Source organism: Corallococcus sp. CA047B, from assembly GCF_003612065.1.
GTDB classification, from domain to species: Bacteria; Myxococcota; Myxococcia; order Myxococcales; family Myxococcaceae; genus Corallococcus; species Corallococcus praedator.
In genome coordinates, this window is sequence record NZ_RAWD01000170.1 from 1 (window position 1) to 20,571 (window position 20,571).

The 20,571-nt window shown below is 70.8% G+C and carries 14 protein-coding genes; 8 read left to right on the top strand and 6 right to left on the bottom strand.

Annotation, left to right across the window (positions count from 1 at the left end; all coding sequences use genetic code 11):
• The first annotated feature begins 47 nt into the window (after positions 1-47).
• Entirely contained in the window at positions 48-2,519 is a 2,472-nt protein-coding gene (locus tag D7X74_RS24535) for a DEAD/DEAH box helicase (protein ID WP_233602233.1), read from the top strand.
• 100 nt (positions 2,520-2,619) lie between these two features.
• Here D7X74_RS24535 and D7X74_RS24540 read toward each other — a convergent pair whose 3' ends face one another.
• Both D7X74_RS24540 and D7X74_RS24545 read right to left on the bottom strand, forming a co-directional pair.
• Entirely contained in the window at positions 2,620-3,864 is a 1,245-nt protein-coding gene (locus D7X74_RS24540) for a hypothetical protein (RefSeq protein WP_120535426.1), read from the bottom strand.
• Positions 3,865-4,066: 202 nt separating this feature from the next.
• The gene (locus tag D7X74_RS24545; RefSeq protein ID WP_233602234.1) at positions 4,067-5,287 is read right to left on the bottom strand and encodes a hypothetical protein; all 1,221 of its coding nucleotides are present in this window, start codon (positions 5,285-5,287) and stop codon (positions 4,067-4,069) included.
• Positions 5,288-5,781: 494 nt separating this feature from the next.
• Between D7X74_RS24545 and fusA the strand changes: the two genes are divergently transcribed.
• Both fusA and D7X74_RS24555 read left to right on the top strand, forming a co-directional pair.
• Complete coding sequence (gene fusA, locus D7X74_RS24550; protein WP_120535428.1) at positions 5,782-7,887, top strand: elongation factor G; 2,106 nt, start codon at positions 5,782-5,784, stop codon at positions 7,885-7,887.
• An 87-nt stretch (positions 7,888-7,974) separates the two neighbouring features.
• A complete protein-coding gene (locus D7X74_RS24555; RefSeq protein ID WP_120535429.1) occupies positions 7,975-9,237 on the top strand; it encodes an RNA polymerase sigma factor in 1,263 nt (420 codons plus the stop codon).
• Between the two features lie 70 nt (positions 9,238-9,307).
• On the opposite strand, the gene D7X74_RS24560 is transcribed toward D7X74_RS24555, so the two are convergent.
• The 3 genes from D7X74_RS24560 to D7X74_RS24570 all read right to left on the bottom strand — a co-directional run bounded on the left by D7X74_RS24560 (position 9,308) and on the right by D7X74_RS24570 (position 14,487).
• Positions 9,308-10,762 carry a hypothetical protein gene (locus D7X74_RS24560; RefSeq protein WP_120535430.1) on the bottom strand — a complete coding sequence of 485 codons (1,455 nt, stop codon included), beginning with the start codon at positions 10,760-10,762 and terminating at the stop codon, positions 9,308-9,310.
• Positions 10,763-10,838: 76 nt separating this feature from the next.
• Positions 10,839-12,287 (bottom strand): PDZ domain-containing protein, encoded by a 1,449-nt coding sequence (locus D7X74_RS24565; protein WP_120535431.1) that lies wholly within the window; start codon positions 12,285-12,287, stop codon positions 10,839-10,841.
• Positions 12,288-12,321: 34 nt separating this feature from the next.
• A complete protein-coding gene (locus D7X74_RS24570; protein ID WP_233595735.1) occupies positions 12,322-14,487 on the bottom strand; it encodes a DUF4082 domain-containing protein in 2,166 nt (721 codons plus the stop codon).
• 570 nt (positions 14,488-15,057) lie between these two features.
• Here D7X74_RS24570 and D7X74_RS24580 point away from each other — a divergent pair.
• The 5 genes from D7X74_RS24580 to D7X74_RS24600 all read left to right on the top strand — a co-directional run bounded on the left by D7X74_RS24580 (position 15,058) and on the right by D7X74_RS24600 (position 20,056).
• Positions 15,058-16,203 (top strand): glycosyltransferase, encoded by a 1,146-nt coding sequence (locus D7X74_RS24580; RefSeq protein ID WP_120535434.1) that lies wholly within the window; start codon positions 15,058-15,060, stop codon positions 16,201-16,203.
• A 17-nt stretch (positions 16,204-16,220) separates the two neighbouring features.
• Positions 16,221-17,381, top strand: a complete 1,161-nt coding sequence (locus D7X74_RS24585) for a glycosyltransferase family 4 protein (protein WP_158622288.1) — start codon at positions 16,221-16,223, stop codon at positions 17,379-17,381.
• Positions 17,382-17,454: 73 nt separating this feature from the next.
• The gene (locus D7X74_RS24590; protein ID WP_120535436.1) at positions 17,455-18,210 is read left to right on the top strand and encodes a class I SAM-dependent methyltransferase; all 756 of its coding nucleotides are present in this window, start codon (positions 17,455-17,457) and stop codon (positions 18,208-18,210) included.
• Between the two features lie 89 nt (positions 18,211-18,299).
• Positions 18,300-19,391, top strand: coding sequence for a saccharopine dehydrogenase (locus D7X74_RS24595; RefSeq protein ID WP_120535439.1), 1,092 nt, complete (start codon positions 18,300-18,302; stop codon positions 19,389-19,391).
• Positions 19,391-20,056 carry a TetR/AcrR family transcriptional regulator gene (locus D7X74_RS24600; RefSeq protein WP_120535437.1) on the top strand — a complete coding sequence of 222 codons (666 nt, stop codon included), beginning with the start codon at positions 19,391-19,393 and terminating at the stop codon, positions 20,054-20,056. The genes D7X74_RS24595 and D7X74_RS24600 overlap by 1 nt, the downstream gene beginning before the upstream one ends.
• On the opposite strand, the gene D7X74_RS24605 is transcribed toward D7X74_RS24600, so the two are convergent.
• Entirely contained in the window at positions 20,051-20,338 is a 288-nt protein-coding gene (locus tag D7X74_RS24605; RefSeq protein WP_120535438.1) for a hypothetical protein, read from the bottom strand. The genes D7X74_RS24600 and D7X74_RS24605 overlap by 6 nt on opposite strands.
• Positions 20,339-20,571 lie beyond the last annotated feature (233 nt).

Below are 20,571 nucleotides of genomic sequence, written 5' to 3' on the forward strand. Positions count from 1 at the left end.
GTACCTGTGCTTGACGACCGCCATCGACTCCGACGCGGACGGCGTGTGTGACGAAGCGGAGGCCCGCTACGGCACCAATCCCTACAACTCCGACACGGACGGGGACGGGCAAGACGCTCGCCATCCGCACCATCGCGGAGGAGATCCTGGGCCGGCAGGGGCTGACGGTGGCCGTGGTCAACCGCGAGCGCGAGGCCACGGCACAGACGTCCCTCTGTGACGTGCTCATCGTCACCACCGGCATCGCGCGCCGGTGGTTCCAGGACGGCGCCATCCGGCGCGACGACACGCTCATCGTGGATGAAATCCACCAGACGTCCGCGGAGCTGGAGCTGTGCCTGGCCCTGGGCAAGCGCGTGGGCTGCCGCTTCGTGTGGCTCTCCGCCACCGTGGATCCGGCCTTCTACGCGAACTACCTGGGCAGCGCGGACGTGCTGCGGGTGACGACGTTCGACCCCGCGAAGGCGGCCCGGATCATCGTGGAGCACCGGCAGTCGCGCGCGTTCCTGGACGACGCGTTCTTCCGGGACGTGCGCAAGCAGTCGCGCGGGGTGGGCGTGTTCCTGGCCACGCGCGCGGCCGTGGAGGAGACCGCGGCCAGCGTGCGCGACCGCTACCCGGACCTGCACGCCGCGCACTACCACGGCGGGGAGCCGCTGCGCGCCATCCGCCCCTTCCTGGAGGGCACCACGCCCCGGCCGTTCCTGCTCGCGATGACGGCGGCGGGCCAGAGCGCGCTCAACGTGCCGGGGCTGGACACGGTGGTCATCGAGGACGTGCGCTTCACCACCCGGGTGGAGGGCGGCCGCAACGTGCTCGTGCGCGTGCACCTGGGGAACAACGAGCTGCTGCAGATGGCGGGGCGCGTGCACGGACGCGTGGAGGGCGGCCGCGTCTTCATCCTGAGCGACCGGCCCGTCCACTTCGCCTCGCTGCGGCCCACGGAGCCCGAGTTCCAACTGGCGGGCGAACCGGAGCGGGTGGCGCTCACCGCCGCCGCGCTGGGGGTGTGGGCGGATGAGCTGGACCTGCCGGTGGAGCTGGACCGCGTGGCCTACCGCCGCGCGCTGACGCGGTTGCAGGCGCGCCACATCGTGGACGCCCAGGGGCGGCTGACGGACTACGGCCGCGCGGTGGAGGCGCTGCCGGTGGACCGGCCGTGGGCGGAGCTCATCGTCAACGCGGAGGACGGGCTGATCCCCTTCCTCGCGGTGTGCAGCAGCATTGATTCGCTGCACCGCATGACGCGCGAGGAGCGCAACCTGGAGGGAGTGCTCGTCGCCGGAAGCGACCACCTGACCGCCTACAACCTGTACGCGGAGGCCTACCGCGCGGCGGGCGCGATGGGGGAGGCGCACGGGCTGCCGCGCCACGTCTTCGACCCGGAGCGGCTGCTGGCGTGGGCGGACTCGCGCGGCGTCCTGGTGAAGGCGGTGGAGGACGCGGCGCTCGCGCTGTCGAGCGTGTACCGCAGCGTGGGCCTGCCGCTGCCCGGACAGATGTCCTTCGCGAACGCGCGCATCCACCAGCGCTTCTGCGACCTGCTCGCGCGCTACATGCCCTTCGACCTGGTCATCGACGAGCGCACCGCCTGGGGCGACTCCGCGCGGGTGTCCAAGTCGAGCGTGTGCGGCGACCAGGGCGCGGTGGCGGGCGTGCTGCGCTACTTCGCCGACCGCTCCGGCAATTCGCAGGCGGGCATCGACGGCACCCAGCTTCCCCTGTCGCTCTTGCGCCGCTACGCCCAGCGAAACGCGGCGACGCCCGTGTATGACCCGCGCGCCCGCGCGCTCGTGTTCGAACAGCAGCTGGACTACTTCGGCTTCGAGCTGGAGCACGAGGAGCAGGTGCTGCGCGCCTGGGGCCCGGAGCTGTCCGTGGCGGCCCGTCACGCGCTCGCGGAGGCGCTGGCCCGGGGGGAGGCGGCGCACCCGGCGGTGGACAGCCACCGCTTCGCCATCGCCCAGGCCCGCGAGCTCTGGCGCCGCTCGGGGGGACGGACGCCGAGGCTGGGGCTGCCGGAGCTCACCGCGCACTACGAAGAGCAGCTGGACGGCGTGGATTCGATGGAGGACTTCCGCGAGCGCATGCTGTTCTTCAACCTGGACCGGTTCGCTTCCGCGCCGTTGCGCGAGCAGCTCCTGGCGCTGCCGGACGGGGTGTCCGTGCGCGAACAGGACGTCCCGCTGGAGTACGACGTGGAGACGGACGCGGAAGGGACACCGCGAGGCGCGGTGTGGCTGCACCTGCCGGAGAAGCTCGCGCGCACGCTGGTGGTGGAGGAGCTGCCCGTGCTCGACCGTCCCGCCCGCTTCTGTGTGGCGCGAGGGCGTCGCGGGATGGTCCGCGCGGAGTCGCTCCTGGAGCTGCAGGAGATGCTCGACCGGCCATGGATGCCGGATGAGCTGACCGAGGCGACGCGTGTGCGGCCCACGCCAGGACGGAGGGTCTGGCCGGAGGAGTCCGGTGCGTCGCACGGCAAGCGCAAGGGCCCTGGCCGCCGCAAGCGTCGGTATTGAGTCACGGTGTCGCGTCCGGGGCGGGGAGATACGACCGCCGGGTCCTCCATGAAGGTGGACCCGGCGGCGGACCGCGACGGTTCAGCCGGTGCGACAGGGATTAGCGGGCGTCGCGCTCGGGCACGGTGAGGCAGGGCTCCATCTTCTCGGGGGCGACGACGAACAGCTCCGCGCGGCCCAGGTCCTGGGTGAGGCCCGGCGCGGCGAAGCCAATCTGCCCGCCGCCGTCATACGCGAGCGCCAGCCAGTCGTTCTGCGACGCGGGGAAGATGTTGCCGACGGAGCCGGAGCGGTTGAAGTCCCGGGTGTAGGTGGCGGCCTGGATGCTCCCATTGCCATTGAAGTCCAGGTTGGCGCTGGCGTTGCCGGTGACCTGGACGTCGTTGAAGCGAAGCCCGCTGATCTTCGCGAGGTCCGCTTCGGTGGTCGGGGCGACGGGCGTGAACGCTGCGACCTCGTTGACGCTCAGCTCGCTGAAGGAGGCCACCTGCACGCGCGAGTAGTCGAGCACGTTGTTCAGGCCGCCAATGCCGAAGCCATAGAACTGGTACTCGTAGTTCATGATGCTCAGGTAGTTGGGCTTGTAGTTGGCGTCGTCGGTGCCGCCGTGGCGCAGGCCGATGTTGTGCCCCAGCTCGTGCATCAGGGTGCCGGCCAGCTGCAGCTCCGTGATGCCGGCGGCGAAGCCCAGCGTCACGATGAAGTCATGCGCGGGGATGCCGCGAGAGATGCCGCTGGAGTTGCCGCCGGCGTACCGGTGCGCGAACAGCATGTAGTGGAAGTAGGGCGCGCGGTTCGCGGCGAAGTACTTGCCCTTGATGACGTCGAAGTCCGTCCAGACGGGGTTCAGGTCCAGGTCCGCGTCCGCCGCGGTGATCTGCTGGTCCACCACCACGTGCAGCGTGATGCCCGTGGAGCCATCCGGGTTCGACACCGGCGCGTTGGCGAAGGCCGTGATGACGCGGTTCAGCATCGCCTGGGTCGGCTGCTGCCCCGGGTAGTAGTCCGCCTCGATGAAGATGTCCTTCCTGCGCGCGTTCGCGCCGAGCGCCGTCAGGTCCAGGCCGCCGCCGAAGCCGAACGACTCCGCGTAGTCGTTGAGCCGGTCCCCGTCCGTGTCGGGGTTGTTGGGGTTGGTGCCCAGCAGCGTCTCCACGAGGTTGCAGACGCCGTCGCCATCCGAGTCCAGCGCGCCCGCGCAGGCGGGGATCGGCAGCGGGATGGCCAACTCCATGCCCTGCTGGGTGCTGGCCAGCTCCGGCTCCGGAAGCTCCGCCCCCCCACACCCGTTCAACCCCAGGAGCGCGACGGAAGCGGTCAGCAACGTCTTTTTAAACGTGGACATGGAATTCCTTTGTCTGCAAAGGATTGGCATTGCGCCAATCGCCACCATCCTTGTCACTGCCGGTGATTTCCGGCTCTATTTTTTCCGGGTGCCTTGATTTGGTCAGGCATTGATTGCCGGAGGACCCGGAACCGCCGGGTCCTCCTCGAGACTTGAGGCGGGCCCGGCGGCGGGGTGCGACTTTCGGCAGGGGAGGTGTGAACTACCGGGCGAGGAACTGCTCCGAGGTGAGGCAGGGCTCCACCTTCTCCGGGACGACGAGGAACGCCTCCTCGTGGTCCAGCGTCCGGGAGGTGCCCAGCGCGGCGTCGCCAATCAGCCCTCCGCCGTCGTAACGCAGGGCCAGCCAGTCATGCTGCGACGCGGGGAACACGTTGGTGGTGGTGCCGCTGCGGTTGAAGTCCCGGGCGTAGGCGGCGGTCTGGATGCTCCCGTTGGCGTTGAAGTCCAGGTTGGCGCTCGCGGTGCCGTTGACCTGGACGCTATTGAAGCGAAGCCCGCTGATGAGGGCGAGGTCCGCTTCGGTCGTCGGGGCGACGGGCGCGAAGGCGGAGACCTCGTTGACGGCCGCCTCGCTGAAGGAGGCGACGCGCACGCGCGAGTAGTCGAACACGTTGTTCACGCCGCCAATACGGAAGCCATACACCTGGTACTCGTAGTTCATGATGCTCAGGTAGTTGGGCTTGTAGTTGCCGTCATCGTTGCCGCCGTGGCGCAGGCCGATGTTGTGCCCCAGCTCGTGCATGATGGTGCCGGCCTGCTGCAGCTCCGTGCCTCCCGGCGTGGGCCAGCCGCCCAGCGTCACGATGAAGTCATGCGCGGGGATGCCGCGCGAGACGCCGCTGGAGGTGCCGCCGCTGTAGGTGTTCGCGAACACCATGTAGTGGAAGAACGGCGCGCGGTTCGCGGCGAAGTACTTCGTCTTGATCTTGTCGAAGTCCGTCCACACGGGGTTCAGGTCCGTGTCCGCGTCCGCCGCGGCGATCTGCTGGTCCAACGCCAGGTGCAGCGTGATGCCCGTGGAGCCGTCCGGGTTCGTCACCGGTGCGTTGGCGAAGGAGGCAATCACCCGGTTCAGCGCGCCCTGTGTAGGAATGCGGTTCGCGTAGTAGTCCGCTTCGATGAAGACGTCCTTCCTGCGCGGGTTCGCCCCCAGCGCGGGCAGGTCCACGCCGCCGGAGCCGAACAGCTCCGCGAAGTCGCTGAGCCGGTCGCCGTCCGTGTCGGAGCTGTTGGGGTTGGTGCCGTAGTCGGCCTCCGCGGCATCGCAGATGCCGTCGCCGTCGGTGTCCAGCGCGCCCGGCGCGCACACGACGGCGAGCTGGAGCGCGGATGCCCGGGCCTCCGTCACGTCCGGGGTGGTGTCGCCCGTCGCCGGGTCCAGCGCATCACCGCCGCACCCGTTCAAGCCGATGAACGTCATGGAAGCCGTCAGCAAGGTCTTGTGGAGCCTGGGCATACCCATCCTTTGGTGATTCAAGGGTTGAGGGTGCCGAGGAAAACAGGTTTTCCTTATTGGTGACAGGATTGACAAGGTCGGGTTGGACGGTTACCTATGAAGCATCATGAGGCCCGTCACTTTCCATGCCCTGCCGACCCTGAGCGCCATCGCGCCGGCGGCGGACGTGCGCCTCGCCCCCCGTCACGAGGTTCTGCTCGATATTTGAGCAGGCGGACCGGTGTATTCCGGTGCGCGGGGTGGCTGGTTCCCGTGTGCCGTGAGTCCCGTCTCCGCCCGATGACCGCCGTGGTGCCTTCGTGTGTCCTCACGCGTTCCTGAGCGGGCCTGCCGTGCCCCTCCGGAAGTCCGCGCGTGCGTGCGCCTGAAGGCCCGCGTCGCTCCATTCCCCTCATCCCACCAGCGCTTCTCAACACCGACCCGCGGGCCTCGCTGCCCGACGGGCTCAGGAGTCCTTCATGTCCCGCACCACGCGCATCGAGCGGTATCGCAACATCGGCATCATGGCCCACATCGACGCGGGCAAGACGACGCTCACCGAGCGCGTCCTGTTCTTCACCGGCCGCATCCACGCCATGGGTGAGGTGCACTCCGGCTCCACGGAGATGGACTGGATGCCGGAGGAGAAGAAGCGCGGCATCACCATCACCTCCGCGGCCACCACCGCGTTCTGGGAGCCCCGGCACGGGCGCGCGGCGGGCGCGCTCCACCGCATCAACATCATCGACACGCCGGGCCACGTGGACTTCACCATCGAGGTGGAGCGCTCGTTGCGCGTGCTCGACGGCGCGGTGGCGGTGTTCGACGCGAGCCAGGGCGTGGAGCCCCAGTCGGAGGCGGTGTGGCGGCAGGCGGACCGCTACGGCGTTCCGCGCATCGCGTTCATCAACAAGATGGACAAGGTGGGCGCGGACTTCGCCATGAGCGTGAAGTCCCTGGCGGAGAAGCTGGGGACAAACCCGGTGGCCGTGCAGTGGCCCCTGGGTGACGGCGCGGACTTCCACGGCCTCGTGGACCTGGTGCGCATGCGGGCCGTCCGCTTCAACGGTGAGGAAGGCCAGTTCCAGGACGACGCTCCCGTGACGGGGGCGCTGCTGGAAGAGGTGCTCCCCTTGCGCCTGCGCCTCATCGAGGCGTGCGCGGACGTGGACGCCGTGGTGCTGGAGAAGTTCGTGGAAGGGCGGTTGGAGGACATCACCGCGGAGGACCTGGAGCGCGCGCTGCGCTCGGGCACCCTCGCGCGAACCCTGGTGCCGGTGCTGTGCGGGTCGGCCTTCAAGAAGAAGGGAGTGCAGATGCTGCTGGACGCTGTCGTCAACTACCTGCCCGCGCCGTCGGACCTCGCTTCCGTGGAGGGCTGTGTGCCGGGCACCGATGAGAAGGTGTCCCGTCCCGTGTCGGACGCGGCGCCCCCCGCCGCCCTGGCGTTCAAGCTGATGAGCGACAAGTCCGTGGGCGGCATCGTGTTCCTGCGCGTGTACTCCGGCACGTTGAGGGCCGGCACCGTCCTGCTCAATCCCGCCACCGGGCGCAAGGAGCGGGTGGGCCGCCTGATGTTCATGCACGCCAACCGCCGCGAGGAGGTGGCGGAGGTGCATGCGGGCGACCTCTGCGCGGCGCTCGGGCTCAAGGGCGTGCGCACGGGCGACACGCTGTGCGACCCGGACGCGCCGGTGGTGCTGGAGGCGCTGGGGGTGATGGAGCCCGTGGTGCAGCTCGCCGTGGAGGCGCGCTCACCCGGGGAGTTGCCGAAGCTGGAGGAGGGACTGCAGAGGCTGGCGGCGGAGGATCCGTCGCTGCGCGTGGGCGTGGATCCGGAGAGCGGCCAGGTGCTGCTGTCCGGCATGGGTGAGCTGCACCTGGAGGTCATCGTGGAACGGTTGAAGACGGAGTTCGGCGTGGAGGCGCGCGTGGGACAGCCCAAGGTGGCCTACCGCGACACGCTCCGGCGCGCGGTGCGCCAGGAGTACCGCCACGTCCGCCAGTCCGGCGGGCCCGGACAGTACGCACGCGTGGTGCTGGACGTGGGTCCGGCGCCGCGAGGGGCGGGGCTCGTCTTCGTGGACGCCACGAAGGGCGGCACCATTCCTCGGGAGCTGATTCCCGCGATTGAAAAGGGCGTGGCGGGCGCCATGGCGCGAGGCCTGCGCGACGGCGTGCCGCTGGTGGACGTGGAGGTGCGGCTGGTGGACGGCGACACGCACGTGAAGGACTCCACGCCGCAGGCGTTCGCCATCGCGGGTTCGCTGGCGCTCCAGGAGGCCGCGCGGCGCGCGGGGCTCGTGGGGCTGGAGCCCGTGATGGAGGTGGAGGTCACCACGCCGGAGGCGTTCCTGGGCGACGTGCTGGGCGACCTGTCGTCGCGGCGGGGGAGGGTGCTGGGCATGGAGGCGAAGGGGACGGCGCGGAGTGTGTCCGCGCGCGTGCCCATGGCGCGCCTCTTCGGTTACGTGACGTCGCTGCGGGGCCGCACCCAGGGCCGCGCCCAGGCCAGCCTGCGCCTGGGGGCGTACGAGCCGGTGCCCGAAGCGCTCCAGGCGTCCGTGTCCGAAGCGCGGGCGTGAGGTGAAGTCGGCGGCCCCGGGATCCGAAGCATGGGTCCCGGGGCTGTTTGTCTTCAGTACCACCGAGGTGATTGAGTCCGCCGCGTGATGGCTTCCAATGCACAGGCCGCGGTCCACGCGGTCTGGAGAATCGAGTCCGCCCGACTCATCGCCGGCCTTGCGCGCATGGTGCGCGACGTGGGGCAGGCGGAGGAACTCGCGCAGGACGCGCTCGTGGCCGCGCTGGAGAAGTGGCCGGTGTCGGGCGTGCCGGACAACCCCGGCGCCTGGCTCATGGCCACCGCGAAGCGACGCGCCATCGACGAGCTGCGCCGGCGCAAGCTGCTGGAGCGCAAGCACGAGGAGCTGGGGCACGGGCTGGAAGCGGCCGAAGTGCCGGACCTGGACGCGGCGCTCGACGACGACGTCGGGGACGACCTCTTGCGCCTCGTCTTCACCTCGTGCCATCCGGTGCTGTCCCCGGATGCGCGCGTGGCGCTCACGCTGCGGCTCCTGGGAGGCCTGACGACGGAGGAGATTGCCCGCGCGTTCCTGGTGCCGGAGCCGACGGTCGCCCAGCGCATCGTGCGCGCCAAGCGGACCCTGGCGGAGAAGCAGGTCCCCTTCGAGGTGCCCCGGGGCGAGGAACTGGCGGCGCGGCTGTCCTCCGTGCTGGAGGTCGTCTACCTCATCTTCAACGAGGGCTATTCGGCGACCGCCGGGGATGACTGGATGCGCCCGGAGCTGTGCGCGGACGCGCTCCGCCTGGGCCGCATCCTCGCGGAGCTGGTGCCGCAAGAGCCGGAGGTGCACGGGCTGGTGGCGCTGATGGAGATTCAAGCGTCGCGGTCGCGGGCGCGGGTGGGACCTTCGGGTGCACCCGTGCTGCTCTTGGAGCAGAACCGCGCGCTGTGGGATCAGCTGCTCATCCGCCGGGGCCTCACGGCGCTGGAGCGCGCGCAGAAGCTGGGCGGCGAGCAGGGCCCGTACGCGGTGCAGGCCGCCATCGCCGCCTGCCATGCCCGGGCGCGCACGGCGGACGCGACGGACTGGACCCGCATCGCGGAACTGTATGCCCTGCTCGCGCGGCTCGTGCCGTCGCCCGTGGTGGAGCTGAATCGCGCGGTGGCGCTCGGGATGGCGTTCGGTCCCGCCGTGGGACTGGAGCTCGTGGATCAGCTCACGGCCGAGCCGTCGCTCAAGCACTACCACCTGCTGCCGAGCGTGCGCGGCGACCTGCTCCAGAAGCTGGGGCGCCTGAAGGAGGCCCGCGCGGAGTTCGAGCGCGCGGCCTCGCTCACACGCAACGCCCGCGAACAGGCGCTGTTGCTGGCGCGGGCCGAGGCCTGCGCCCGGCCGCTTCCTTCCTAGCGAGGACGGACGGCCGTCCCCGGGGCCTGCTTTGGCCCTCGGGCCGGGGTTCGTGGGCCGGACGTGGCTTCTAGCGGCGGTGGCACATGATGGAGAGCGACTCGCCGGAGTCCTTCATCATGTAGCTGATGGAGTGGCCCTCATGGTTCGCCGCGGACGCGACCTCGGGTTGCTGCTGGAGCCAGGCCACCGTGCCGTCGGGGTCCGCGCAGGCGCTCTTGAGCTCCTTGCGGAGCCGGTCGGAGATCTCCATCAGCCCCACGTAGCCCTTCTGCTGGTCCTGCCGATACTGCGCCAGTTGTTCCGGGGTGCGGATGGTCACCTCCTCCGCGGCGGTGAGCCGGGTGCTGCCGTCGGCGAACTTCAGCTCGGCGGCCAGCCGCACGGTGCGCGCCATCTGCGTGTCGATCGTCACCTCCGCCGACACCGCGCGCGCGTCCGCGGGCACCGGCTTGTTGGTGAAGCGGCGGATCACCCGCCCCTGGGTATCCACCTGCACCATCGCGACGGAGGCGGCCGGAGGGAAGAGCGTGGAGAGCAGCACGTCCAGCGTCAGCACGGCCTTCGCGCCCACCAGGTAGCTCCGGTCGCTCCGGTTGACCAGCAGCTCCAGTGCGTCCGAGCGCCCCGGCGGCAGCGGCTGCTCACACGTCAGGGCCAGCTTCACCGGCAGGGTCTTCTTGAGGATGGGGTCCTGGGCACAGGACAGCGTCGCGGCCAGGGATGCCGTGAGCTCCGAGCGCCCCGCCGCGCAGGCCTTCGTGACGTCCTGGTGGGACCAGAGCGGCAGGTCCACCCTGAACTCGTGGGTCGGGCGCCGCGAGGTGGGCTCCAGCCGCAGCGTCCGGGGAAGGCCGGGGCCGGGGCCGCTCACCTCCAGCTTCTCCAGGACCAGGGGGCAGGCCGACTTCAGGACGAACCGGGGATGGACCCACTGCCCCGTGAACCCGCCGCCGTCCATCACCCGGAGCTGTCCCCCGGTCACCCACACTGTCGTGTCCTCCTGCTGGAGTTCGAGCGAGGGTTCTCGCGGGGGGGCAGGCTGCCCGCTCATGAACTGCGACAGCCGTACGGAGTAGCGCGACTGCTGATTCACGGTCAGCCGTCGCACCTGCGCATCGGGCAGGGGAAGGACGGGAAACTCGTCCCGTGGCGCCGGGTCGGTCCGCCTGAGCGTGAAGGTCTGGCCCTGCCTCTTGCCCTGGGGCCCCACGGTCAGGACGAGCGGCTCACCCCAGGTGGGCGTGAGCGCGGCCTGGAGGTCCTCCGCATCCAGCTTCATGAGGGGACCCTGACTGAAGAGGCGGATGGGATTGTGGATGCGCTCGATGCGCATCCGGGACTTCATTCCCTCCAGGGCCGCCGGACTTCCGGGCACGACGCGGGTGACGACCACCTCGTCGCCATTGGATTGGACGGAGAGCCCGACAGGCTCCACGGTGACGGTGAAGGGCGCGGCGGCCAGCAGCCACGTCGTGGTGAACAGGGACGTCGCGGCGCTCAGCAGGAGGGAGACAGCGGGCATCCCCCCAGCATACCCGCCGTCGCACTGCTCCCGCACTCCGGGGAAGGGACAAGGGCGGAGGAGGGCGTCTTGCGCGCTATTGCTGATGGCAGTCGAAGAGGATGAGGAGCGACCCCTTCACCTGGTAGCTGAAGTGGTGGCCTCCCTTGTCTCCGGACGCGGACGCGATTTCGGGCTGCTTCTGGAGCCACGCCACGGTGGCGGGGACGTTGGCGCAGGGGGACTTCCACTCCTTGCTGAACCGGGCGGTGAAGGCCTGCAACCGCTCGCCGCCCGCCTCCTCTTCCTTCTGCCGCGCCGCCACCAGCTCCGGGGTGAGGATGGGCACCTGCTGCGCGGTGGTGCGCCGGGTGCTGCCGTCGGGGAAGCGCAGCTCCGCGGCCAGCCGCACGGTGCGCGCCGTCGTCGTGTCCAGCGTCACCTCTGTCTTCAGCTCCTCCGTGCCCGCGGGCACCGGCAGCGTGATGACGCGGCGCAGCTCCTTGCCCTGGTCGTCCACCTCCACCACCGTCGCCGCTTCGACCTGGGGGACCTCCGTGTCCAGCCGCATCACCTCCACCGTCACCACCGCCTTGGCTCCCACGAGGAACTCCTCCTCGCCCCGGAGGGCCACCAGGTCGAGCGTGTCCGTGACGTCTTCCGGAGGCGGCTGGTGGCACGTCAGGGTCAGCTTCACGGGGAGGGTCTTCTGGAGGACGGGCTCACCCTGACAGGACAGCGCCGCGCGCAGGGACGCCGTGAGGGATGTCTTGCCCGCGGCGCACGCCTTCGTCACGTCCCGGAGGGACCAGAGCGGCAGGTCGAAGTCGAACTGCTGCCAGGGGTTCGTGTCCTCGGGCGCGGGCGTCAGCGTCCGGGGAAGGCCGGGGCCGAGGCCGCGCAGCTCGACCTTCTCGATGCGTGCGGGACAGTTCGAATCCAGTTGGAGCTGGGGATGGATCCACAGCCCCGTGTGCCCGCCTCCCGTCAGGCCCTGCAATTGCCCCTTCTTCACCCAGGCCTGGCTTTCGTGGTGGAGCGTGAGGGAGGGCTCGTCCTCGGGGTCGCGGCCCTGGGGGCTGGAGAATCGCGCGGGGTGATACCTCGCCTGCTGCGACAGGGTCAGTCGCTCCAACTGCTTCAGGGTCAGCGGCCCGGGGGGAAATTCCTCCGCGGGCCGGGCGTCATCGCGCTGCACCGAGACCAGATGTCCCTCTTGGGGCGTCTTCCCCACGGTGAGGATGAGCGGCTCGTCCCAGGTGGGCTGAAGCGCGTCGTGCAGGTCCCTCCTGCCCAGCTTCCCGATGGGACCCTGGGCGAACGCTCGCACGGGGCTCACGATGCTCTGGACGCGCATCCCCGCCTCCAGCCCCGCGCGGTCCGCCGGGCCACCGGGGACCACCTGGGTGATGGACACCCGCGCGCCGTCGGAGCGGACGGAGAACCCGACGGGCTCCACGGCGACGGTGAAGGGCGCGGCGGCCAGCAACCACGTCGTGGTGAACAGGGATGTCACGGCGCTCAGCAGGAGGCAGACGGCGGGCATCCTCCCAGCATACCCGCCGTCCCTTGCGTCACGCTCAGGGGCGCGGCGACAGCTCGATGTTGTCGAGGTTCGTGTCCCAGCCGTTGGACGTGGAGAGGGTGAACACGGTGCAGGGCTGCGTCCAGTTCGTCACCACGTGGGTCACCTGGCCCGCCGTCAGGGGGAAGGTGCGGGTCGGCAGGTCCAGGCAGGCGAGCGTGAGGGTCGCGCCCGTGTCCCAGGTGAAGGCGTCCATGCCGATGACGCGGCGCTGGCCGTTCACCGACAGCCGCCCCTGGGTGAGGCCGCCGCCGTTGAAGGAGACGCTCTTCGTGGTGAACCCGCCCCAGGGCGACGCGATGTACCAGTCGCTCTGGATGAAGTGGAGCGGGCCGTGCAATCCGGTGATGACCTCATCCTGTCCGGGGAAGGTGTCGAAGGTGATGAGGTTGGTGGAAGGGCCCACCGGGATGGCCAGGGTGCTGGTGTTGTTGCCCGGCACGGAGTCCGTCTGCGCGGCGGACACGGTGGCCACGCTCTGGAAGGTGCCAGAGGACATGGGGAAGGCGGTCACCGGAATCGTGACGCTCGCGCCCGCCGCCAGGGTGGGAATCGTGCACTGCAGGTCGCTGAAGAACGAGCAGCCGCCGTTGCTGGCCGGCGTCGCGCTGTAGAAGAAGTAGGAGAGGCCGGCGGGGATGGGGACGTCGAGCACGATGCCGGTGGCCGCCTGCGTGCCGTTGTTCGTCACGGTGACGTCGTAGAACATCATGTCGCCGTTGGCGCCCGTGCCCGCGGGGAAGGACTGGCTCACGGACAGGTCCACCGGGTTCTGCGTCCCGGACGCCGTGGGGATGAAGGTGACGTCCACCCAGAAGTTGGTGTCACGCCACGTCTCCGTGGGGAAGGCACTGCCGTTGAGGTGGCGCACCCCGTTGCCGCCGGACGCGACGGTGGACGGCGCGTGCAGGGGCGGCATGTCCACGCCCGCGTTGGTGAAGTAGTTCGGCGTGATGAGGTAGTTGCCCGCGGTCGCGAAGTACGACACGACGTAGGTCGTGTTCGCCGTGAGGCTCACCGGCGTGGTGAACGTCAGCTCACGCCAGCCGAAGCCGCTCTCCGCGGGCGCCTGCTCGGTGGTGGCCAGCAGCGTCCCGGCAGCGCTCCACAGATGGCCCACGTGCGGCCCGTTGTCGATGCTGCTCTTGTAGTAGCGCACCTTCGTCACCGTGCCCGCCACGTCCGACTGGAACTTCACGCCCACCTCGGTGGGGGTGGTGTCGGCGTTGATGGCCCATGGGGTGCCCGTCGTGGCGTTCCACAGGCTGCACGGGTTGCAGGCGGTGTTCGCCAGCGTGGTGGCGCTGACGGTCGCGGAGGCCGGGCCCACGTTGCCCGCGGCGTCCCGGCCGTGCACGGTGTACTGGTACGCGGTGGCGGGCGTCAGCCCGGCGTCGCGGTAGCGGAGGGTGGTGCCGGGCAGCTCCGCGATGAGCTGGCTGCCCCGGTACACCAGGTGCGCGCGCGCATTGCCCTGCATCTCGCCGTTGCCGTCCACGGAGGCGTACCAGCTCAGGTCGATGGCGGTGGGCGAGTTGGGCGCCGCCGTGACGTTGGTGGGCGCGCGCGGGGGCGTGGTGTCGTTGGGCTGGAAGGCCACGTCCACCCAGTAGTTGCTGGCCTGGAAGGTGTCAGTGGGAAAGCCGCTGGCGCCGTAGCGGTACAGGCCGTTGCCGGCGCCCGCGACGTCCGCCGCCGCGTGCAGGGGCGGCGCCGCCAGCGCGGACGCGAAGCCGTTGTCCGTCACCGCGTAGTGCCCGGCGGGCGCGTGGTACGAGACGACGTAGTTCGTGTCCGCGGCGATGGTGACCGGCGTGGCGAAGCGCGCCTCCTGCCAGCCGGAGGTCGTCTCAGCCTGGAACGTCACGGTGCCCAGCAGCGCTCCAGAAGCGGACCACAGGCTGCCGGTGTGCGTGCCCGTGTTGCCCGCGCCCTTGTAGAAGCGCACGCCCATGATGCGACCGGGCGCATCGCTGCGGAAGCGCACGCCCAGCTCCACCGCGGCGCTGTCGTTCGCGGCCGCCACGGCCGGAAGCGCGGAGGCGCCGAAGAGGGCGCGCTCCCCCGTCAGCAGCGGCTGTACGGCCTCGGTGGTGCCTTGTGTTTCCGGAGGGGTGGGCTCCGCGGGCGCACAGCCCGCGAGCGCCCACGTGAAACCCACTGCGCAAGTCATGACCCAGCGTGATGCGAGTTGAAGCAAGTCGGACTCCCTTTGAGATGAAGACAGGCAGTGGGTTCTCACATCGCCTGTTCGGGAGTCGAGCCTTTCACGCCAGGGTGACATGATTGTGTTTCAGTGCGCGCGGAGGATGGTGGTGGCGCGGCATGTCCATCCGTTGGGGAGGCGTGCTGTCCGTTGCGGACGGAGCGCAACGAGGCCTGGACACGCCCCGAGCCTGCGAAGGGTGTCGGCCACGGCCTCGCTGTTTCCCTCGCGGGTGGGGAGGCCGGCGCTGGCGTCGGAGGCGAAGCAGGACATGCGCATCCTCGACGTGGTGGCGCGGCTGAAGCCCGGGGTGACGCTGGAGGCCGCGCGCGAGCAGCGCCAGCCGCCCTTTCGTACGCAGGACGTGTCTTGCCGTCACACGCCGATGCATCCATCGGGACGGCCCTTCCGTAGCGCGCCGCGAACCCCTCCGGGCTGGAGCTTCCACTGTTCGACATCCCCCGGACGGAAGGCCCGGCGCGGGGGTTGTGGGCCCGGGGCGCGTGCCTAGCTTGGCCGCGTCCTATGAAGAACGAACTGCACCCGGCGGCGGCGGCGCGTCCCACGCGCGTGGCACATGTGATGTACGGCCTGGAGATGGGCGGGCTGGAACAACTGGTCGTCCGCCTGTCCGAGCACGGCCGCTCCCGGGGCATCGACTCCGTGGTGCTGGCCCTGGGACCGGACGGCCCGGTGCGCGAGCTGCTTCAGCGCGCCAACGTCCCCACCGTGTGGCTGGGGGGGCTGGCGGGCATGACGCCCACGGCCATCCGCCGGTTGGCGCAGGAGGTGGACGCCTTTGGCGCGGACGTGGTGCACGGCCACGACGTGGGCCCCTGGCTCAACGCTGTCGCCACCCGGACGCTGCGCCCGCGCACGCCCGTGCTGGGCACCTTCCATCAGACGGTGGAGCCGCAGGGCAAGCTGCGTCCCGCGGCCATGGCCGCCGCCGTCTTCACCCAGTCGCTGGTGGCGTGCGGCAGCGAGGTGCGCGCCAGCCTGGAGCGCTGGAGCCCCAAGCTGCTCTCGCGCGTGGTCACCATCGAGAACGGGGTGCCGCTCACCGTGGCCACGGGCTCCGAGGCCCGCCGCGACGCGCGCGAGCGCCTGGGCCTTGCGCAGGACGCCACCGTGGTGGGCTACCTGGGACGCCTCTCCGAGGAGAAGGGCCCGGACCTGCTCGTGGACGCCTTCCTGGGCCACTTCGCGCAGGAGACGAACACACACCTGGTGATGATTGGCCCCGGCCCGATGGAGGCCTCGCTGCGTGAGCGCGCCGCCGCGTCGCCGCTCGCCGGACGGGTGCACTTCACGGGCGCCCTGCTGGACGCGAGCAAGCTGCTTCCCGCCTTCGACGTCTACGTGCAGCCCTCCCGTCGCGAGGGCCGCTCGCTGTCGCTGCTGGAGGCGATGGCGGTGGGCCTGCCCACGGTTTCGCACACCGTCCCGGCCATCCGGGAGGTGCACCGCGATGGGCAGACGGCGCTCCTGGTGCCGACCGGTGACGTCAAGGCGCTCGCGGACGCGGTGAAACGGCTGACCCATGACCCGGAGCTGCGTGCGCGCCTGGGCTCTGCCGCGAAGCTCGAGTCCCAGCGCTACTCGCTCGCCAACATGGTGGACGCGTACGCGAAGCTCTACCGGGGAGCCGCCGCGCACGCCCAGGCGTGAGCGCGGGAGGTGCACGGGTGCCGCACTCCACCATCCTCCATGTGCGCAGCACGTGCGGCCTGTACGGCGCCGAACGCGCGTTGCTGTCGCTCGCGGGAGCGACGCCGTCGCCCTGGAGGGCGCAGGTGTGCAGCCTGGTGTCTCCGGGACGGGCGGATGTCCTTTCGGGCGCCGCGCGTGAGCAGGGATTGGAGGCCCTGACGCTGGAGGTCCCGGGCCGGTTCAGCGCGATGGCCGTGGCCACGCTCGCCTCGGAGGTTCGCCGTCGCGGCGTGGGCGTGGTGCACGCGCACGACTACAAGTCCCTCACCCTGGCCGCCGCCGCGAGCACCCTGTCGGGCGTGCCGCTGGTGGCCACGTACCATGGGGACACGGGCGCCACGCCCGCCCTGGTCGCCTACGAGGGGCTGGCGCGCGTGCTGGGCAACTGCACCACCGCGGTGGCGGCGGTGTCGCGGGAGCTGGCCTCGCGCCTGCGCCGGTACGTCCACCGCTCACCGGTGGTCTACATCCCCAACGCGCTGCCGCTCGCGGAGGCCTGCACCCACGAGGAGCGCCTGCGCGCGCGCGAGGCGCTGGGTCTGGCCGCCGACGTGTCGGTGATCGCGCTGGTGGGGCGCCTGTCGGTGGAGAAGGGGCCCCAGGTGCTCTTCGACGCCCTGCGGATGCTGGCCCGGACCCCCGGCGCCACGGTGCCCACGCTGCTGCTCGTGGGAGATGGCCCCCTGCGCGAGTCGCTGGAGGCCCAGGCGCAGGGGCTGCCGGTGCACTTCCTGGGGTTCCGCTCGGACGTGCGTGACGTGTACGCGGCGGCGGACGCGGTGGTGATGCCATCCCTCCGGGAAGGCATGCCACTGGTCGCGCTGGAAGCGATGGCGGCGGGACGTCCGTTGATTGCCTCCGGTGTCGGAGAGCTGCCCCATGTGCTGGGCACTGGACGCGGTCTGGTGGTGCCACCCGGTGACGCGGGCACGCTGGCCTCCGCGCTCGCGGGGCTGCTGGCGGCGCCCGGCTGGCGCGAGCGGATGGCGGGCGCCGCGCGCGAGTACGTGGTGGCCCACCACGCGCCGGAGCGGATGGCGCAGCGCTACGTGGAGGCGCTCTACCTGCCGGCGCTGGAGGCGCATGCGTCACCTGCGGCAGCCGGGGAGGGGCATCCACCGCGCATGAGCGTGTAGAGTCCAGGGGGCCTGGACGAGCGACGCCCCGGGGGCACTGGGGGCGTGGCCGTCCCACCAGGAGCGAGGCCCCATGGGAATCACGATGTCGCCGCACGAATACGCCACGGCGTTCCGGCTGCTCACGGTCGGCGCCCGGCATCCCCAGAACATCGCGAAGCTCGTCGAGGAGCGGCTCCTCCCCGGACTGCCCGCGCAGCCCGCGCTGCTGGATGTGGGCGCGGGGTCGGGCAAGGTGGCCGAAAGGCTGGCACCGCACTTCGGTTCGCTCACCCTGCTGGAGCCCAATCCCGAGCAGATCGCCGGGTTCCACCACGCGAAGGCGAAGGTCCGCCATGAGTCCCTGGCCCACTTCGAATCACAAGACAGGTATGAGCTCGTCGTGTGTTTGCACGTCCTGTACCACGTGCCTGTCGCTGAATGGTGCGCGTTCATCGACACGCTGCTCTCGTTCGTGCGCCCCGGGGGCGCGTGTCTCATCGCCATGGCCGCGGGCCGGGGACCGACCTATGAGCTGTGCAGGGACTTCTCGGAGACGCTGCTCTTCAGCGAGGCGGTGATCGCCGAAGTCCAGCGGATGCGATTGCCGCACGAGGTGTTCGCGACGATGAGCGGGTTCGTCGCCCAGAGCTTCGAGGAGATGTACACGCTCTGCCGCTTCCTCGTGCTCGAGGGCTGCTTCACTGCGGCGCAGCTCGCCGCCCTGGACGCGACCCAGGTGCGTGAACTCGACGCGAAGATTCGCGTGCACGCCGAGCGCTGCCGTGGGCCTGACGGCGTGTACCGCCTGGAACAGGACGAGGACCTGATCCTCATCTCCCGGGCGTGAAGTCGATTGTCGTGAAGATTTAGGTCGGTTGACCTATATCTGTCCCCGTGGGGCACGGCAAGGGGCCGTGCCCGAACGTGGGGGTCGTCATGGAAGCGGAAGGCCGCGTCGTGCTGGTGGGGGGCTATGGGGTGGTGGGCGCCCAGCTCGCCGGGCTCCTGAGGGAGCGTCATCCGGACCTGCCGCTGCTCATCGCCGGGCGCAGGGAGGCGCCGGCCCGGGAGCTGGCCGCGCGGCTGGGCGGAGCGGAGGGCGTCGCGCTGGAGGTCCGCTCGCCCGGTGCGCTGGCGGCGCTGGGGGGGCGGCCTCGCGCCGTGCTGTCGCTGGTCAACGACCCGGACGACGTCCTGCTGATGGCGGCGTCGCGCGACGGGGTGCCCGTCCTGGACATCACCCGGTGGACGTCCCGGATGATGGCCACGGTGCTGCGGCTGTCCGGAGCGCCGCCGCGGGCGCCGGTGCTGCTGGGCTCCGCGTGGATGGCGGGGCTGGTGCCGCGCCTCGTGGCCCTGGCCGCCGAAAGGGTCGGGCGCCTGGAGCGGGTGGAGGTGGCCATCCGGTTCGCGCTCGCGGATCAGGCCGGGCCGGACTCCCTGGAGTACATGGACCGGCTGGGCCTGTCCTACGAGGTGACGGAGGATGGCCGCGAGCGTCAGGTGCTGCCGCTGACGGACGGTCGGCGGGTGACGTTCTCCGACGGCCGGGCCACCCGGGTCTTCCGGCTGGACACGCCTGAACAGGCGACGCTGCCCCGGGTGCTGGGCGCGCGCACGGTGACGACGCGGCTGGGCTTCGACTCGGGCTCCGCGACCTGGACGCTGGTCGTGCTCCAGCGGCTCGGCATCCTGCGGCTGCTCCAGCATCCCCGCTGGACGGCGCTGCGCCGGAGCCTGCTCACCGGCAGCAACACGGGGGGAGAAGCCGCGTGGGTGGCGGATGTGGAGGGCGAGCGCGGCCATGTCCGCATCGAAGTGGTGGATCCGAAGGGACAGGCCCATCTCACCGCCGTTGGAGCGCTGTTGGGCGCCGAGCGGCTCCTGGGGCTGGATGGTGCGCCGCCGCCGCCCGCGGGCGTGTGGTTCCCGGAGCACGAACCCCGCCCCGCACAGACGCTGGCCACGCTCAGCGCCTGCGGCGTCGAGGTCCGCATCGACGCGTCCCTGGCGCGCGAGGTGGCGTGATGCCGCGCCGCGCGAGCAAGAAGGTCGTCGGGGCCCTTCCTTCCGCGAGCCCCCGCGAGGGCACGGCGGTGCACGCCAAGGGCACCGAGCGCGTGGGCCACATCCTGGACGCGACCATGGAGGTCCTGGTCCAGGAGGGCTACGCGGGGCTCAGCCTGCGGGGCGTGGCCCAGCGCGCGGGCGTGAGCCTGGGCAACCTGCAGTACTACTTCCCCACGAAGCAGGACGTGGTGCGCGCGCTGCTGGCGCGCTACCTGGAGCAGGCCCTCCAGCGGGTCCACGCGCGGGTGGAGGGCGGAGGCGGTGAACCGGCGCAGCGGCTGCGGCACGCGGTGGACGCCGTCCTGGAGGATCAGGACTCACCCCAGGCCTGCCAGTTCTTCGCGGAGCTGTGGGCGCTGGCCGCGAGGGACGCCATGGTGGCGGACGCGCTCGCGGTCTTCTACGCCGGCTACCGCGCGGGCGTGGTGGACCTGCTGCGACAGCTTGCCCCCGACCTCACGCCGGCGCGCCGGGAGCGGCGCGCGGCGCTGCTGGTCGCCTTCTTCGAAGGACTGTCCCTCTTCCGGGGCGGCGGCAATCTGCGCGCCGCCTCGGTGCCGGGACTGGAGCAGGAACTGCGAGGGCTGCTGGAGCAGGTGCTGCTGCTCCCGCCAGCGCTATAGCCGGACGCCGTTGCAGTACGGCTCCCCGTTCGGCTGCGACCAGCAGGTGCCGGAGGAACACGTTCCGGTGGGGCTGCACTTGGGACGACACAGCCCTTCACTGGGGTTGCTGGTGAGCCAGGCACAGGTGTTCGTGGTGCCGCGGCAGTAGCCCGAGCCCGTCTCGCAGGCGAGGCCCTGCTGGCTTGCGCCGAACGTCTCATCGTTCGCGTCGACGGCCTCCGGGCCGCAGGCGGTGAGTCCAACGGAGCACAGGACGATGAAACACAGGGAACGCAGCATGTGAGCCTCCAGGGTGTGGGTCAGGAGCCCTGGAGTGTATTCGACTTGAGCGCAGCGTGGCGACCAGGCGATCGAGCGCTCCCTCGTCTCGCGAAGGCAGTGTCAGCGCTTCGGAACCGTGGTGCAGCAGCCTGAGCTGGCGCAGCGGACGAAGCCCTGGGACCTGCACATGTCATCGCTGGTGCAGGCGGGGCCCTGGCCGGGATTGTCGCAGGTGGCGCCACCGCCACCAC